Here is a 16,666-nt window from a genome sequence, read left to right on the forward strand (position 1 = left end):
GCCGGAGAGTCTGGCCCCGAGAGGGGGAGTTCGATGGAGATCGCTGTCGCCGCTATCGCGGTCGTCGGCACCGTGCTGGGCGCCGGCGTCGTCGGCATCCAGCAGTTTCTGGTGGTCCGGGCGCAGCGTCGGCAGGCGCTGCGGGATAGGGCCATGGCCGCCTTGGCGCAGTTGAGTATCGCGCTGGCGGATCACCGCAGGGCGACGTGGGTCCGTGAGGATCTGCGCCTGTCCAATGCGGCTGCGGAGAAGGTGGCGGAGGCTCGTGAGGCGAGCCACGTGACCCGCTCCGCCCTCACCGCTCCGCAGGTCGCCCTGACCATGCTGCTTCCCGCGCTGCGTCTCGACATCGAGGCGGCTGTTCGTGCCGTCTACGCGATGCGGGGTGCGCGGTCCGCCGAGGCGCTGGCCTCGTACCGCGAGACGGCCGTATCCGCAGCCGACGCCCTGACCGCCATGGCGGCCAGCGTCCTGTCCCGCCCCTGAACCACCCACCCCGTGAACGGCCGCACCCCCGGAGAGGCAACTCCGGGGGTGCTTCGGGCCGCCCAACCGTCTAAGGAGTGCACGACCCATGAAGAACATCGTTGCTGGTCGCGAGCCCGTTACCGCGACCGAGTTCGTCGAGCTGGCTCTGGGGATCGACCTGGAGCTGTTCACCGGTCCGGCCGTCGAGTCGCCGCTGGAGCGGGCGGCGCGCCTGGACGTGGCGTCCGAGGTCCTGGCGGACCTGGAGGACACGGACCCGGAGGCCGCCGCTTACGCCCGGTCCCTGATGCGGACCCTGCCCCTCAAGCCCCTGACCGCGGCCGGCCGTCCGCGCCGTGCGGTTCGCCCGGTCGTGTCGGTGACGGGTTCGGGGGTGGCCGCGTGAGCGAGCACACCGCGCAGATGTCCGTCCGTGACGGCAGGTGGACCCTGTACGTCGCACTGATGGGTGTTCCGGTCTCGCAGTGGCCGGAGCACGACTTCGGCACCGGGGTGGTGCCGACTCCGGCGGAGCGTTCACGTGCGCTCACCGGGCTCGGGTTCGTGTTCACGGACGAGGCCGCGTGGGTGTGGGAGGAGTACCCGGAGAGGCCGGACGACGACACGTCGCCGGTCCTGCTGCTGGCTTCGGTCCGGGTGCGTTCACGGGACGGGGGCCTGTCGTGAACAGTGTTCAGATCCGTTCAGCGGAACGCGCCCTGTCGGTCGGGACGTGGCTGATCGTCGGTGGGGCGATGCTGTTCTCCATCCTCACGGTCACCCCGCTGATGGAGCGCCACAGCCCCAAGGGGTGGGAGTGGACGGCCCCGATCCTGCCGCTCGTGGTGGACGCGGCCGTGGTGATCGTGGTCCGTCTCGACTCGGTTCTGGCCGCGTTGGGCGGGGACGGTGGCCGGTGGCCCATTGCGCTGCGGTGGATGACCGGCGGCATGACCCTGGCCCTGAACATCGCTGACAGCGCGCTGAAGAAGGACCTGGTGGGTGTGGCGGTCCACTCTGTGGCACCGCTGCTGCTGATCGTCACGGCAGAGACCGGTCTCGCCTACCGGCGGGCCATCACCGCCGCCCGTACCGCCCGCGAAACCCAGCAGATCGCTGCGCGTGCGGAGCGGGAGCGGGCCGCCGAGGAACGCCGGGAAGCCGCTGAGCGTCGGCGCCGTGAGGAGCGCGAGCACGCGGCCTTGTTGGCGCGTGAACAGCGTGAACACGAAGCAGTGCTGGACCGGGAGCAGACCGCCCGGGAAGAGGCCGCACGGCGGGAGGAGCGCGAGCGGGCCGAGGCGAAGGAGCGGGCCGAGCGTGAAGCCCGTGAGCGCCGTGAGGCCGAGCGTGAACAGCGTGAGCAGGAGCGTGAACGCACTGAGCGCGAGGCGGCCCAGCGCCGGGAGCTGGAGGCCCGGGAGCGGGAGGCCCGTGAACGCCGTGAACACGAGCGTGAACAGCAGCGGGCCGAGCGTGCACGCCAAGCTCTGCTGTCCGGCGGTCCTGCCGAGGAGCGGCAGGAGGAGCCGTTGGCGCGGGCCACGGTCCGGGCCGCGTTCGACGCCGGTCTGCCGATCCGGCAGGCGGCCGAGCTGTGTGGCTGGTCGGTCGGGTGGGTGACCGCCCGCTACCAGGAACACCGCGACACCACCGCCGCCGACGCCGGCGCTTCTGCTCCGGACCTTGAGGAGGTCACCGCATGATCACCCTGATCCGCACCCGCACCCTGAACACCCTGCGCACCGACCTCGCCACGGCCGAGACGGAAGCCCAGGCGGCCCGCGTTGAGGCGAACGCGTGCCTGGAGCAGAGCGGCGACCTGCTCGACCACCTGACCCATGCCGACGACGTCGCGGAGGAACTGCGGGCCGAGCTGGACCAGTCCCGGCTGAATGCGGCGCGGCTCGAAGGCGAGCTGGAGGCCCTGCGGGCCCAGGTGCTGCTGGACACCGAGGACCGCCAGGCCCTACGGACCCTGCTGCGGGCGACCCGCAAGCAGAACCAGCGGGCCGACCGGGTCTACGTCCTCTTCCGCTTCGGTGAGCTCCACAGCGTCCACGCCACGTCCACCGCCGCTGAGCTCGCCGCCGAGGCCGAGGGCGCCGCACGCGTCGGATGGACTCCGCACACCACCTGCTGCGACGGCACCACCGCCCCGGCCTCCGAGGTCCGGTGGCGTATCCAGCCCGTTCTCCTCGGGGCAACCCGGTGAGCGCCCTGCCCACCTACCGGTGGCGCCTCGCACCGGACGGTTTGGCTACCCGCCGTCAGCTGCGCGCGCTGGGGTTGCGGCCGGGTGGTCAGGACGTCGTCGCGGAGGTCCACCGGCCTCGCCGCCGGCGGGCCCCGCTGGTGGCCTACCTCTACCGCATCGACCGCGCCCACCCGGTCCGGCCCATGACCCCGGCCCGCCGCGCGGCGCTCGCCGCGGCGATGCGGGCCCGCCGCACCTGCCCCAACTGCCTTGTGGACGTGGGGTATTGCATCCCGCGGTCGCTCGGCATGTGCGTGACCTGCCATGACACCCCCGAGGGTGCCCGGCCTGCTTTCCAGGGCCCGGCCGGGCACCCGCCTTCCACTCCTGAAGGAGCGTGACCAGTGTCCACCACCGAGACGAGTACGAAAGCACCGCCCGACACCCCGCCCGTGCCCGAGGTGCTGACGTCGGTCGACGGGCCGAATGGACAGCCGGTGCCGATCGAGATCACTCTCAACCAGCAGCCCGCCGACAGCACCGGGCCTGTGCCTGCTCAGGAGAGTGCGGGGCGGTTGCGGGCGTGGCCGGTGGCCCTGTTCGGCACCGAGGCTGCCACCACCGGGGCATCCGCCGCCTACGCGGCGGCCGGCACGGCGGGTGTGCTGGCGGCTGCGGGGGTTGCTGCCGGGGGCGGTCTGATCGCCGCCGGTGTGGCCGCCTACCGCTCCCGCACCACCAAGCCGAAGGGTCCCGGCGGGCGGGTACTGCGCCCCTCCGGCCCCCGCACCACCCCCAACGCCTCCTCGGGCCGGGGCCGTTCGGGTGGCCGTGGCAGCGGAGCCGGGCTGGGAGCGGGTGGCGGTCGTGGTCTCCGTACGGGTGGCCGGGGGCGTTCCTCCGGGCTCGGTGCGGTCAGCTCCCGAGCCTCCTCCCCCCGCAGCGGCTCCCGCCCGTCCTCCACCTCTTCTGCCTCGCCCACCAGGACAAGCCCCGTCCTGAACAGGATGAACAAGCGCACGGGCGGTAGCGGGGCCGGTGTGGGCGGGTTCGCCGGCCGTTCGCCATCCGGCCCCGGTGCGGGGTCGGGGTCGGGAGGGAAGGGCGGTCTGCTGCGGCGGCTTTCCCCGCACCGCAACGGCGCTGGTGGGGCCGGTTCCGGGTCGCTCTCCAAGGAGCGGGGATCGGGTGCTGGCCGTGGTGGCGGGCCAGGGCGGTCGACGGTCGGTGCGTGGACGCGTCGTGCCGCCCGGTCCGGGATGCGAACCCTCGCCAAGACCTTGGGTGCGGGCCGTGCGACTCGTGATTCCGCCGCTGGTCGTGCCCTGTCGGACCGTATCCGTACCGGGCGGCGGAGCCTGATGAAGAAGGGAAAGGCCGGGGTGCGGTACGTGCTGCGCAGTGCGGCGGCGAAGGTCGCGGCCGGTGCGGTCGGCACCCTGGCCCTGGTCCCGGGGTTGTTGCTGCGGACCGGGGCCGCCGCGATGGGCGGTCTCCTGCGGCTGCTGCGCCTGGCCCCGCGCACCGGGGCCAAGTGGGGCGTCCACTTCACCCGCTGGTCCATCCACCTGGCCAAGACGGTGCACACCCGGCTGATGGCCAAGGCGAAGAAGCAGCTGGTGGCCGAGACCCGGCCCGACGTCATGACCGACTTCGACGAGCCCGGCCACACCCGCCCCCTCACCACCGTCGACCCGTTCGGTACCGACTACTTCGGAGGAAACCTCGTGTCCGTGTTCCAGACCGAGACCGAGGCCGTGCGCGAGGCATACTCGGCCTACGACCCGCCGATGATGCTCGCCGTGGCCGCCGAGTACTGGGGCTTGCCCGAGGGCGTCACCTCGGTGGCCGAGGCGGTACGGCAGCTCGCGGTCAACACCGCCGACAAGTACCCCGCCGACGCGAAGATGGCCGACCAGGTCGCCGCGGTCTACGCCCTGCTCCACCAGGCCGCCCAGAAGGCCGCCGAGGTCGGCCCCCTCTTCGCGAAGGTCCACGAGAACGACCTCCGCCGCTTCGAGGAGCCCCGCCCGGGTGAGCACATGTGGAACATCCTGGAGCGCCGCCAGGACGGCGGGTTCGACCAACGTGAGCCCTCCCGGTTCGTCGCGGTCGCCCAGGACGTCGCGCACGTCTACTCCCGCTACGAGCCCGGCCACATGAACCAGGTCGCCGCCGAGTACGAGGGCATCCCGGCCGGCATCGAGAACATCGCCGCCGCGATCAACCTGCTCCAGGTCCGCTCCAACGACCGCTACCCCGTCGACAAGGCCGTTGTCGACGCGATCACAGACGTCCACCAGCTCCTCATGCAGGCCGCGTCTGCCGCGCAGGAGCTGATGCCGTCCTTCCGTCGTCTCCACGCCCCCGACATCGCCCGCCACGAAGCCCCCCGCAACGGCGAAGAGTCCGAAGCCATGTGGGACGTCTGACCACCTGAACCACCACCTCACCCCGCTCAATCGTCTGTGGGCCGTGCACCGGCTGGTGTACGGCCCACAGGCACATCCCCTGTCCTGATCCGTGTTCGTCGAAGGAGCCTTGATGGCTGCCAAGCCCGCCGCTGCTCCGGTCCTGGACTGGAGCTGGAACCACACCCCCGCCACGTCCGCCGCCCTGGTCGCCGGAGGCGCCTACGCGCTGGCCGCGACCGGGTCCGTCACCGGCCTTCCTCCCTCCCACGCCCTCATGGTCGCCGGGGCCGGGGCCGCCGCCCAGAGCCTGGCCGACCTGGTCCAGCACCGGCCCGCCGGCCACATCGTCGCCCGCTGCGCTGCCTGGCTCACCGCCGGAGGCTGGACCGCCTCCGCGCTGGCCGACCACACCCCTCTCACCTGGGGCATGACCGGCTGGTGGGCCGCCGGAACCGTGGCCGGCATGACCCTGGCCCGGGGCCTGGTCCGCGCCGAGGAAACCGCCCGCACCGAACGCCACGAACGTAAGCTCCAGAAGTGGGCCAACAAGCAGGCCGGTGAATGGCACGAGCGCCTGCACCGCCTCTTCCGCCTGGAAGGCCACCAGGTCGACGGCGTCCGCCCCTGGAAAGGCGACGTCGGCTACACCGTCCTGGTCACCATGCCCTCCAACACCCCCGAACTCCCCGCCGACGCCGTGCGCAAGCTCGCCGTCGACCTCCGCCTCCCCAAGGGCGGCGGCATCCAGATCCTCGACGGCGAAACCTACGGGCAGACCCTGATCCGGGTCACCGCCGTCGACGTCCTCGCCCAGCAGATCGACCTCCCCGACACCCCGCCGGACACCACCGTCACCAGCATCTACGACGGCATCCCGCTCGGTCTCAAGCCCGACGCCGAAGAGGCCCGCATCGCGGTCGTCGACGACTGCGTCCTGGTCGTCGGCCAGGTCGGGTCCGGCAAGACGAACCTGCTCAACGCAGCGAACGCCGGGCTCCTGCGCACCGACAACACCGTCGTCATGCACATCGACGTCACCGGCGCCGGCATCAGCCTGCCCTGGCTCCACACATGGGCCGCCGAGGGAACCGCAGGGGTGCCGGTGATCGACTGGACCGCCGACACCGTCGAAGAAGCCCACATCCTCTGCGACACCGTCATCGCCGGAATCGCCGCCCGCAAGACCGGCCACCAGGACAAGCTCACCGAGGACGACAAGCTCACCGTCACCCACGACCTGCCCGAAGTCGTGGTCGCCGTCGACGAGATCGCCGAACTCACCCCGGCACTGCTCCGCAAGCTCGACACCATCGTCAACACCGGCCGCGCCGTCCGCGTACGCGTGCTGATCTGCGGACTCAGGGCCACCCAGGACGTCATCACCGCCGCGATGAAGAAGCAGTCCCGGGGCCGGGTCGGGATGCGCGTCTCCGACCCCGAGGAGCTGTCCCACCTGTTCCCGACCGGCGGGGCACGTATCAACCCCAAGTCGGCCCCGTACAAGGGCTGCGGGTTCTACTCCTCACCGGACGCCGACGACGTCGTGTCCGACCCGGCCGCGTTCAAGGCGTACCGGATCACCCCGAAGCAGATCCGGGTGCTGTCCGTCACCTACGCGGAGCGCCGGCCGAAGCTCGAAGACGTCTTCCTCGACACCGAGCCGGGCGAGTACTACGCCAGCCGGTGGGGCCGCATCCTCCCCCGCCTCTACAAGGCCGGACAGCTCGCCCCCACCACCGCCCCCTTCACCAGCGGCGACACCCTCTACCCGCCGATCAACCAGCTCACCGGCATCCCCATCACCACCGCCACCGACCCCGAGGACGAGAACGCGCCCGCGCCCCGCACCGTCGCCGCGGCCTCCCCGGCACCGGCCCGGAGCGGACCGCAAGTAAGCGGCGATCTGCTGTCGATCATCCTCAACACGGCTCGCACCACCCCCGCCCAGGCCCCGGCCACCACCAGCGGCGGGGACGATGCCACGGTCATCCGGGCCGACTTCGGCCGCGTCATCCAGCAGGCCGGAACCCCCGAGGACCGGCCCAGCCCCGTCCCCCAGCTCCTGGCCGAGGCACACCAGCACGTCGTCGCCGCCGGCGGGCGGATGTGGAGCAGCGACCTCGCCGCCGCCCACGGCCTGGACCCCCGCGCCTTCGGCACCGAGCTGAACCGTCTGCTGCGCGACGTCGGTGTCGAACGCCCCGGAGTCGGCACGGTCCGTATCGGAGACGAGTCCAAGAGCGGCTACCTCGCCGAAACCCTGGCCGAAGCCATCCAGTGCTACCGCAACACACAGTGACCCGGCCCGGCACCTGACCCACACAGCCACCCCACACAGACCCACACACCCCGACCCACACAGCCCGTGTGCGTCACACAGACGCGTGTAGGTCCCTGACCTGCCCGTGTGGGGCATGTGCGTCACACACAACCCCCTCCCGGAAGAACCCCGGAACCCCCTCCCGGGAGGGGGTTCCGGGCCCTCCTGGCGGTGTGTGTGGCCCCACACCCCACACATCACTCCCGGTAACCGAAACTCACGTGAGGTCGTCGCCCCATGGCTCTGACCGTCTCCGCCGTCGTCCTGTTCCTGATCATCGTCCTGATCATGCTGCGCACCGGCTACCTCCGCTTCGGCGCCGCCATCGCCGCCGCCTTGCTCGGCTTCTTCACCGCCTCCACCGGCATCGCCCCCGCCATCAACCAGACGCTCAACAGCATCGTCACCGCCCTCGCCCAGCTCACCGCCTGACCAACCGAGGAGCCCCGCGTGAATACCGACACCACCTTCGCCCCCGCCAACTGGACCCCCGCCGCCCCGGCCGACTCCGGGCACGCGCCCATCGACCCGGCCGAAGCACGCGAACTGCTCTCCGACGAGCTGTACATGGCCCGCGTCTGGTCCCTCATCCGCCGCGAAGAGGAAACCCGCACCGGACAGACGACCCCGGCCCACGACCAGGCCACACCCCCGGTGCCCGCCGCCCTGACCAACCCCGCCCGCCCGCAGGCCCCCGCCCACACCGGGGTGCCCGGGTGGGTGTGGCAGTACAGCGCGCTCGCCCTGTCCACCGGAGGCTTCGTCGCCCTCGCCGGATACGGGATCGGGGCCGCCGCCCCGGGCCTCGCTCACATTGACGACATCCTCGCCGCGCTCGGTCAGGCCGTCATGTCCATCGCCGTCCTCGCCGTCCTCGCGGCCCTCTTCCTCACCAGCCGCCGTACCCGCTCGACCGGCCGCACCGGCACCACGGTCAACATCCGCAAGGCCGTCATCAAGCGCAGCCACTTCCACGGCTGAACCCCACCAAACGCCGAGGGCGGCCCCCTCACGCCAATGACCGGGGCCGCCCTCGTTCCACCCAACTCAACAGTGGAGGCCACCAGCATGACCCACCCCGTCCCCATCCGACGAGAGGGCGCACACCTCTCAGCCGCCCTGGCCGCCGCCGAGTACGACTGGCACGTCTTCCCGCTCCGCCCCGCGGACAAGCGCCCCGCCCTCCACGGTGAGGCCGCGTGCCCGCTGACCGGGGACTGCGCGGGCGGTCACCGCAAGTGGGAGGACCGGGCCACCATCGACCCCGACCGCATCCGCCGCGCTTGGGCCGACCGCCCCTTCAACATCGGCATCGCAACCGGACCCTCCGGGCTGCTGGTCGTGGACCTGGACGTGCCCAAGAGGAACAGCAGCACGGACACGCCTTCCGGCGTGACGACCTTCAAAGCGCTCTGCGAGCGCGCCGGGCAGCCCGTCCCCACCACCTACCGCACCCGGACCGCGTCCGGCGGACACCACCTGTACTTCACCACCCCGTCCGGGGCCCGGTTGGGCAACACCGCGGGCACCCTGGCACCCCTGGTGGACACCCGGGCATGGGGCGGATACGTCGTCGCTGCCGGTAGCACGACGCCGGGCGGCCGGTACGAGGTCACCGACCTGGCTCCCGTCGCACCGCTGCCCGGCTGGCTGCTCACCCTGCTCCAGCCCGCACTCCGTCAGCCGGTCGGGCCGTTGACCGTGCCGGTTGTCAGTGGCAGCCGCGCCGGGCGAGCCGCTCTGGAGCGGGAGTGCCGGAAGGTCGTCGCGGCGCCGGGGAAGCAGGGCAACAACACGCTAAACCGCAGCGCTTTCAAGGTGGGGCGCTTCGTCGCGTGGGGCGACCTGGCCCGGCACGAGGTTGAGGAGGCCTTCCAAGGGGCGGGAGAGGCGCGGGGGCTCACCGCTGCCGAGTGCCGCGCCACGATCCGCAGCGCCCTGGACAGCTCCATCCGCACCGCCCGGCCCCGGGAGACGGCATGAGCACACCGCCCCGTCCCCGCTTGGAAGGCCGTCCCGCACCGCCCACCGGCCCCGGCCTCGCCGAACCGGCCCCGGCCGCATCCGGCAGTAGCACGCCGAAGGTCGTCGGCCGGCAGGCCGTCCCTCCATCCCTTCGTCCGGACCCGCGCATGGTCACCGTGACCGGCATCGTCCCCGGACTTCACATCCGCGGCCTCGACCGGAACGAGATCCCCGTCGCCGACTGGCTGTGCACCTGCGGCCACCACGAACGCGCCCGAGGCCGCAAGGCCGTCACCGAACTCACCACCCGCGCCCGCGTGGGGCACTGCCCCCACGCCACCAAGCAGCACCGGAGGACCGCCGCATGACCGCAGAGAAGACCACCGGCCCCATCGACGGCGCGGCCCTGCTCAATGAAGTTGAAGCCTTCCACCGTCGGTTCAACGCCTTCCCGACTGAAGCGGCTTACGTGGCCGTCGCGTTGTGGGACGCGCACACGCACCTGCTCGACTGCTTCGACTCCACCCCGCGACTCGCCTTCCTCTCCCCGGAACCGGGCAGCGGAAAGACCCGCGCCCTCGAAGTCATCAGCACCCTGGTCCCCCACCCCATGCACGCCGTGAATGCCTCACCTGCTGCGCTGTTCAGGGCGGTGGCCGATGAGGCCGGACGGCCCACGATCCTCTTCGACGAGATCGACACCGTCTTTGGCCCCAAAGCCAAGGACAACGAGGACTTGCGCGGGCTGCTGAACGCCGGACACCGCAAGAGCGGCGTCTCCTACCGGTGCGTCGGAGACGGAGGCACACAGACAGTTGTGGCCTTCCCGTCTTACTGTGCCGTTGCCCTGGGCGGTCTCGGTTCCATGCCCGACACGATTTTGGCGCGCTCCGTCATCATCCGGATGCGCCGCCGGGCCCGTAACGAGCACGTAGAACCGTTCCGGGCCCGTATCCACGAACCGCAGGGCCACGCCCTGCGCGACCAGCTCACCACCTGGGCCGAGCAGGTCCGGCCACGCATCGACGGCGCTTTCCCCGACATGCCCGAGGGCATCACCGACCGACCTGCCGACGTATGGGAACCGCTGCTCGCTGTGGCCGATGCCGCCGGCGGAACCTGGCCCGACCGGGCCCGCCAAGCCTGCGTCGATCTCGTCACTGCGGTGAACGAGGACGACCGCGCCTCACTCGGAGTCAAGCTCCTCACCGACCTGCGCGACCACGTCTTCCCCGGCGAGGACAGCGTCTCCACCATCGAGATCCTGCACCTGCTCAACGCCATGGAGGAATCACCCTGGGGCGACCTCGACGGTCGCCCGCTCAACGCCCGCGCTCTTTCCAAGACCCTCAAGGAATACGTCACCGCCAAGGGCAAGCCCATTTCCCCCCGGGCCCTGCGCATCGGCGGACAGATCGTCAAGGGCTACCACCGCGACGACCTGACGGACGCCTGGAACCGCTACTGCCCGCCGCCTCCCGAATCCTCGGTTACATCGGTTACACCTCTCGCATTGGACGTCTGACCTGCGAAGCACCTGTAACCGATGTGGGCGGTGTAACCGGAACACCTCCGGTTACACCGCCCACCCGGCCGCCACCTGTAACCGCAAGCTATCGGTTACGCCCCACCCATCGGTTACAAGAAACAGGACCCTGACCTGCGGCGTAACCGATGTAACCGATGTAACCGCACCTGTGAGACCGAACCGAGCCAAGGAGTCGGACCATGGCACGCCCGCAGATGCTCAAGCTCCCCGAAGTCCTCGACGAACTCAACATGAGCCGCGCCGCTTTCTACCGCCTGCGCGCCCGGGGTCTCGCCCCGAAGCTCATCAAGCTCCCCAACCACCAGGTGCGCGTACGCCGCGCCGACCTTGACGCCTGGCTCACCAGGTACGAGGAAGCCGCCTGAGTCCGCACCGACCAGACCTGAGAGGGCCCGCCACGGCGGGCCCTCTCAGCATGGAGAGACATGCTCACCTTCGACGTCGTCTTCTGGTCCATCCGGCAGCGCAAAGGCCGGCCGAAGCCCTGGGAACTCCGCTGGCGCGTTGGAGCCGAGGGACACTCCAAGAGCTTCACCCTCAAACCGCAAGCAGACGGCCGCCGCTCCCAGCTCATGGCCGCGCTGAAAGCGGGGCAGCAGTTCGACGAGGAGACCGGACTCCCCGAGAAGGAGCTTGCCGCTCTCGCGATGCCGACGTGGTACGAGCACGCGAAGGCGTACGCCCTGATGAAGTGGCCCGGGGCGGCAGCAAAACATCGAGCGAGCATCGCGGAATCCCTCGCTGTCGTGACGCCCGTCTTCACGGCCAGAGGCGGCACCGGTCCTGATGCTCGCGTACTCCGTGCGGCCCTGTATCAGTGGGCGTTCCGAGCCGTGGACGGACCGAAGGGCCAGCCCGTCGCGCGAGCCGACGCCCAAGAGCCTCCAGACACCGTCCGGAAGGCGTTGGAGTGGGTTGCGCAGCACTCGATGCGGGTGGATGAAGCAGCGAAACCGGAGCATGTCCGCGCGGCGCTGACGGCCCTATCCCGGCTCCTGAACGGGAAGCCTGCGGCCGAGAACACCGCGAACCGGAAGCGCATGGTGCTGAGCAACGCCTTCCGCTACGCCGTTGAGGAGCGCGCTCTCCTCTCCCGTCATCCGTTCCTGTCGGTGGACTGGGCGGCTCCGAAGACCTCCGATGAAGTCGATTTCCGTTGGGTGCCCGGCCCGCGGCTCACTCGGGAGCTACTGGCCGCCGTGGCAAAGCAGGGAGACCGCGGCGGACATCTGGAGGCGTTCTACGGAGCCGTCTACTACTTGGCGACACGTCCCGGTGAGGCCGTGGCGCTGCGCGAGTCGGATTTCGTCCTGCCCCCGAAGAGCGAGCCGGAGGCATGGGGGGAAGTACTGGTGTCGGAGAGTCATCCCGAGGTCGGGAGCGGCTGGACCGACAGCGGGAAGTCCCACGACGAGCGCGGCCTGAAGCACCGGGCGCGGAAGGCCATCCGAGCCGTCCCCGTCCCGCCGGTCTACGTCCGCATGGTCCGATCCCACATCGAGCGCTTCGGTGTGGGATCGGACGGGAGGCTCTTCCGGGCAGCGCGCACCGGTCGCCTCACGTCGAATGAGTACTCCGAGGTCTGGAGCGAGGCTCGCAAAGCCGTGCTCAGCGAGCAGGAGCTACGCACTCCGCTGGCGGATGTCCCGTACGCGCTGCGGCACGCCGCGATCTCGCTGTGGATCAAGTCCGGCATGGACCCGGTGGAAGCCGCCTACCGCGCCGGCCACAGCCTCGCGGTGCTCTACCGGTTCTACGCCAAGCTCCTCAAGGGAGGGTCAGCGGCGGCCAACCGGCTCGTTGAGCTGGGACTTAGTGCCGAAGATTAGGGCCGATCCTGGCCCGCGCGTGGCCCACGCGCCTTGGTCGGCACCGGGAAACATGGGCACGGAGTGAGACAAGGTGAGCGCAGAGGGCGGGCCCCCGTTCCGGAGACCCGCCCTCTGACCTGCTACTTCTCTCACCTGGCGGTGGGTGTGGGATTTGAACCCACGGTGACATCGCTGCCACGACGGTTTTCAAGACCGTTCCCTTAGGCCGCTCGGGCAACCCACCCCGCGTCGGCGGCCCGGTCGCTGTGCAAGCCGATGGGCCGTCAGGCCCGCGTGGGGCCCGGTTCGACGCGTGGGACAGCCTAGCCGGTCAGCTGTCGCCCTCGCGCTGGCCCAGGGTGACTTCGGCCGTGGCCGTCTTCCCGTCGCGCTCGTACGTCAGGGTCACCTTCTCGCCCGGCTTGCGGGTCCAGATCTCGCCGATCAGGGTCGGGCCGCTGTCGACCACGGTGTTGTTGAACTTCGTGATCACGTCGCCCGCTTTGAGGCCCGCCTTGGCCGCCGGGCCGTTCGGGGTGACGGCGGGGGTGCCGCCCGCGCCCTCGGAGGAGATCGCCGCGCCGCCCGTCTTCTCCTCCATCGTCACCGTCGCGCCGATGACCGGGTAGACCGGCTTGCCGGTCTTGATCAGCTGCACGGCGACGTTCTTGGCCTGGTTGATCGGGATCGCGAAGCCGAGGCCGATGGAGCCGGCCTGGGACTGGCCGAGGCCGCCGCCGGTCGACTGGATCGCGGAGTTGATGCCGATGACCGCGCCCGTCGCGTCCAGCAGCGGGCCGCCGGAGTTGCCCGGGTTGATCGAGGCGTCGGTCTGCAGGGCGCTCATGTACGAGTTCTTGTTACTGGAGCCGTCCCCGGACGCCACCGGGCGGTTCTTCGCGCTGATGATGCCCGTGGTGACCGTGTTGGAGAGACCGAAGGGCGCGCCGATCGCGATCGTCGAGTCGCCGACCGCGACGCCCTCCGAGTTACCCAGCGGCAGCGGGGCGAGGCCCGCGGGCGGGTTCTTCAGCTTCAGGACGGCCACGTCGTAGCCCTGGGCCCGGCCGACCACCTCGGCGGCGTACTTCTTGCCGTCGGAGAAGGTCGCCGACAGTTCGCCGGACTCCGCGGCGGAGGCCACCACGTGGTTGTTGGTGAGGATGTGGCCTTCCTTGTCGTACACGAAGCCGGTGCCCGTGCCGCCCTCGCCGTCGCCGCCCTGCGCGTCGATGGTGACCACGCTGGGGAGCGCCTTCGCCGCGACCCCGGCCACCGTGCCCGCCGGGCGCTTCAGGTCCCTCGGGGTGTCCGACGCCGAGATGGTGGTCGAGTCGCCGGAGCTCCCGTTGTCGTTGCGGTCGGCCGCCCAGTATCCGAGGGCTCCGCCGATGCCGCCCGCGACGAGGGCCGCGACGGCCACCGCCGCCACCAGAGCGCTGCCGCGGCCCTTGCCGCTCCTGCCGCTCGGGGGCTCGGAGCCGGGCGGGACCGGAGCGCCCCAGACCGGGCCGTGGCCGCTGCCGTTGCCGATACCGCCGGACGTGTGACCGGCGTCCCCGCCGGCGTACGACGGGACGGCGGGCGGGGGCGGCGGCCAGGAGGCGGCCGCCGCGGGGGGCTCGGGCGCCGCGCCGTACGGGAAGTGCTGGGGCTGCTGCGGCGGCGTCGGGTGGGAACCCTGGGCGTACGCGGGCGCGGCCGGAGCCTGCGCGCCGGGCGAGCCCTGGTGCGTGGGGTCGTGGCGGGGCGCATCGGCGTGCGCCGGGGCTGCCGGCGCCGGGGTCCCCGCGCCGGGGGCGTGCGGGGAGGTCTCCGCTGCGCCGGTGTCGTACGCGGGAAGGCGCGCGGTGTCATGGGTGGGGTCGTGCGCGGGGTGGTGCGCCGTCTCGTGCGCGGCGTCCTGGGCCGGGGCCGCCGGTGGCGGAGACGTGGCTCCGTCGGTCACCGGTGAAGCCGCCGGCGGAACAGGCGCGGCTCCGTCGGTCGCCGGTTCAGGAGTTTCGGCCGGCACGGGAGGTGCGGACGGAACGGACGGCACGGCCGGTACCGCGTTGCCCTCGTTGCCCTCGTTCTCGGTGCTCACAGCTCTTTACTCCTCGGTTCCACTCGGCATCCAGTCGGCGTTCGGCAAGAAATCCGCTGTGCACGTGTCTGCGGTCAGCTTTTCCCACAACACGTCGGGCCACTGTAAGCAGGACCTGTGCATCCGCACACCAATCTTTACATCCGACAAAACAGACCTCCAGGGTGACATGTGCTCAGCCATCCCCGTGGCGGTGACACCATGGCGCGGGTGACCCACGCACGGCAGCGCAGCGCGCACACCTCCATCCAGGTCATCGCCCACCGCGGGGCCTCCGACGACGCCCCCGAGCACACCCTGGCCGCCTACCGCAAGGCGATCGAGGACGGTGCCGACGCGCTGGAATGCGATGTCCGGCTCACCGCCGACGGCCATCTCGTCTGCGTCCACGACCGGCGGGTGAACCGTACGTCCAACGGGCGCGGCGCCGTGTCGGCACTGGAGCTCGCCGATCTCGCCGCCCTCGACTTCGGCTCCTGGAAGGACCACGAGGAGTCGCCCGACTGGGATCCGGTGCCGGGCGAGCTCACCTCCGTACTCACCCTGGAACGGCTCCTGGAGCTCTTCACCGAGGTGCGGGCCGCCGGGCGGCCGCTGCAGTTGGCCATCGAGACGAAGCACCCCACCCGCTGGGCCGGGCAGGTCGAGGAGCGGCTCCTGCACCTACTGAAGCGCTTCGGGCTGGCCGATCCGCCCGCCGAAGGCCCCTCGCCCATCCGCGTCATGAGCTTCTCCGCCCGCTCCCTCCACCGCGTCCAGGCGGCCGCGCCCACGCTGCCCACGGTCTACCTGATGCAGTTCGTCTCGCCCCGGATGCGCGACGGGCGACTGCCCGCCGGGGCCCGGATCGCCGGACCCGGCATGCGGATCGTGCGCAGCCACCCCGGATACATCGAACGGCTGCACCGTGCGGGACACCGGGTGCACGTGTGGACCGTGAACGAACCGGCCGATGTCGAGATGTGCGCCGAGCTGGGCGTCGAGGCGATCATCACCAACCGCCCGAAGCAGGTCCTGTCCCAACTGGGTCGGATTTAGTGCACATTTAGGCTGAATCGGTACGTAGGGGGTGCGCCAGGGCTCCGACCTCCACCGTTACAGGGTGTGCTCCGGCGCATTCGGTGCGCGTTCGATCGTTACGAGTGCGTCACCGGCAGCGCATGGGACGGTTTCCGGTCCAGCTCAGTGGGGCATCCAACCCGTGGCGTGGGGCAAAGGAGGTCTCGGGGGTGGCGTTGGTGGTGGCACAAGAAGTGCCCGCGTCGTCGAGCATGGCCATTCCTCATGGCCCTGCCGGCGTGGGGCAGGCACGACACCGGATGCGTGAGCAGTTGCGCGGCAACGGGGTGTCGGACGCGGTCGTCGACGACGCCGTTCTGATCCTTTCCGAACTTCTCAGCAACGCCTGCCGGCACGGCAGGCCCCTGGGACGGCACACCGACGTCGGCGACGGAGACATCCGCGCCGCCTGGCGGGTGGACACCGGCGGCGCCCTCACCGTGGAGGTCACGGACGGCGGCGGCCCGACCCGCCCGGTTCCGGCCACCCCTTCGGTGACGGCACGCGGCGGCCGGGGCCTCAACATCATCAGCGCCCTGGCCCAGGAATGGGGCGTACGGGACGACTCGTCCGGCGAGGTCACCGTCTGGGCCCTGGTCTCCTCCAAGAAGCCGCCCGGCATCGGCGGCAACGGCTCGGGCGCGAACGGCTCCGCCTCGAACGGCTCCGGCTCGAACGGCAACGCCACGAACGGCAACGGCTCCGGCGCGAACGGCGTCGGCGGGCTCACCGGGTTCGAGGGACTGGACCTCTCCGAGGCCTTCGACGACGCGGGCTGAGCACACGAACGACGTGGG

Annotated in this window: 18 protein-coding genes and 1 tRNA gene; 17 read left to right on the top strand and 2 right to left on the bottom strand. The window is 71.1% G+C overall.

Annotated elements, in window-relative coordinates:
- The first annotated feature begins 33 nt into the window (after positions 1–33).
- The 15 genes from ACH4UK_RS17770 (at position 34) to ACH4UK_RS17840 (ending at position 12,742) form a co-directional block, all read left to right on the top strand.
- Positions 34–486, top strand: coding sequence for a protein kilB (locus ACH4UK_RS17770; RefSeq protein ID WP_218525589.1), 453 nt, complete (start codon positions 34–36; stop codon positions 484–486).
- 88 nt (positions 487–574) lie between these two features.
- Complete coding sequence (locus ACH4UK_RS17775) at positions 575–874, top strand: hypothetical protein (protein ID WP_398357284.1); 300 nt, start codon at positions 575–577, stop codon at positions 872–874.
- Entirely contained in the window at positions 871–1,155 is a 285-nt protein-coding gene (locus tag ACH4UK_RS17780) for a DUF6303 family protein (RefSeq protein WP_398357286.1), read from the top strand. Before ACH4UK_RS17775 ends, ACH4UK_RS17780 begins: the two co-directional genes overlap by 4 nt.
- Complete coding sequence (locus tag ACH4UK_RS17785) at positions 1,152–2,174, top strand: DUF2637 domain-containing protein (RefSeq protein WP_218525592.1); 1,023 nt, start codon at positions 1,152–1,154, stop codon at positions 2,172–2,174. The genes ACH4UK_RS17780 and ACH4UK_RS17785 overlap by 4 nt, the downstream gene beginning before the upstream one ends.
- Positions 2,171–2,683 carry a hypothetical protein gene (locus tag ACH4UK_RS17790; RefSeq protein WP_218525593.1) on the top strand — a complete coding sequence of 171 codons (513 nt, stop codon included), beginning with the start codon at positions 2,171–2,173 and terminating at the stop codon, positions 2,681–2,683. The genes ACH4UK_RS17785 and ACH4UK_RS17790 overlap by 4 nt, the downstream gene beginning before the upstream one ends.
- Entirely contained in the window at positions 2,680–3,066 is a 387-nt protein-coding gene (locus tag ACH4UK_RS17795; protein WP_308342340.1) for an RRQRL motif-containing zinc-binding protein, read from the top strand. The genes ACH4UK_RS17790 and ACH4UK_RS17795 overlap by 4 nt, the downstream gene beginning before the upstream one ends.
- Positions 3,067–3,069: 3 nt before the next feature.
- A complete protein-coding gene (locus ACH4UK_RS17800) occupies positions 3,070–5,097 on the top strand; it encodes a hypothetical protein (RefSeq protein ID WP_398357288.1) in 2,028 nt (675 codons plus the stop codon).
- A 112-nt stretch (positions 5,098–5,209) separates the two neighbouring features.
- Positions 5,210–7,378, top strand: coding sequence for an ATP-binding protein (locus tag ACH4UK_RS17805; protein ID WP_218525595.1), 2,169 nt, complete (start codon positions 5,210–5,212; stop codon positions 7,376–7,378).
- Positions 7,379–7,636: 258 nt separating this feature from the next.
- Positions 7,637–7,831, top strand: a complete 195-nt coding sequence (locus ACH4UK_RS17810; RefSeq protein ID WP_218525596.1) for a hypothetical protein — start codon at positions 7,637–7,639, stop codon at positions 7,829–7,831.
- Positions 7,832–7,849: 18 nt separating this feature from the next.
- Positions 7,850–8,380, top strand: coding sequence for a hypothetical protein (locus ACH4UK_RS17815; RefSeq protein WP_218525597.1), 531 nt, complete (start codon positions 7,850–7,852; stop codon positions 8,378–8,380).
- Positions 8,381–8,467: 87 nt separating this feature from the next.
- Entirely contained in the window at positions 8,468–9,382 is a 915-nt protein-coding gene (locus tag ACH4UK_RS17820; protein ID WP_398357290.1) for a bifunctional DNA primase/polymerase, read from the top strand.
- On the top strand, positions 9,379–9,732 hold the full coding sequence (locus ACH4UK_RS17825; RefSeq protein WP_398357292.1) for a hypothetical protein: 354 nt from the start codon (positions 9,379–9,381) through the stop codon (positions 9,730–9,732). Before ACH4UK_RS17820 ends, ACH4UK_RS17825 begins: the two co-directional genes overlap by 4 nt.
- Positions 9,729–10,889 (top strand): DUF3631 domain-containing protein, encoded by a 1,161-nt coding sequence (locus ACH4UK_RS17830; protein ID WP_398357294.1) that lies wholly within the window; start codon positions 9,729–9,731, stop codon positions 10,887–10,889. The genes ACH4UK_RS17825 and ACH4UK_RS17830 overlap by 4 nt, the downstream gene beginning before the upstream one ends.
- Positions 10,890–11,092: 203 nt before the next feature.
- Positions 11,093–11,278: a helix-turn-helix transcriptional regulator gene (locus ACH4UK_RS17835; protein ID WP_398357296.1), complete on the top strand. Its 186-nt coding sequence runs from the start codon at positions 11,093–11,095 to the stop codon at positions 11,276–11,278.
- A 60-nt stretch (positions 11,279–11,338) separates the two neighbouring features.
- Positions 11,339–12,742 (top strand): tyrosine-type recombinase/integrase, encoded by a 1,404-nt coding sequence (locus ACH4UK_RS17840; RefSeq protein ID WP_398357298.1) that lies wholly within the window; start codon positions 11,339–11,341, stop codon positions 12,740–12,742.
- Between the two features lie 136 nt (positions 12,743–12,878).
- On the opposite strand, the gene ACH4UK_RS17845 is transcribed toward ACH4UK_RS17840, so the two are convergent.
- A tRNA-Ser gene (locus ACH4UK_RS17845) sits at positions 12,879–12,968 on the bottom strand.
- An 87-nt stretch (positions 12,969–13,055) separates the two neighbouring features.
- Complete coding sequence (locus tag ACH4UK_RS17850; protein ID WP_398357300.1) at positions 13,056–14,810, bottom strand: S1C family serine protease; 1,755 nt, start codon at positions 14,808–14,810, stop codon at positions 13,056–13,058.
- Positions 14,811–15,011: 201 nt separating this feature from the next.
- Here ACH4UK_RS17850 and ACH4UK_RS17855 point away from each other — a divergent pair, with 201 nt between their 5' ends.
- Positions 15,012–15,848: a glycerophosphodiester phosphodiesterase gene (locus tag ACH4UK_RS17855; RefSeq protein ID WP_398357301.1), complete on the top strand. Its 837-nt coding sequence runs from the start codon at positions 15,012–15,014 to the stop codon at positions 15,846–15,848.
- Between the two features lie 104 nt (positions 15,849–15,952).
- A complete protein-coding gene (locus ACH4UK_RS17860; protein WP_398357303.1) occupies positions 15,953–16,648 on the top strand; it encodes an ATP-binding protein in 696 nt (231 codons plus the stop codon).
- Positions 16,649–16,666: the final 18 nt, after the last annotated feature.

Origin of the sequence: Streptomyces sp. NPDC020884, assembly GCF_044333935.1 — a bacterium.
Taxonomy (GTDB): Bacteria; Actinomycetota; Actinomycetes; order Streptomycetales; family Streptomycetaceae; genus Streptomyces.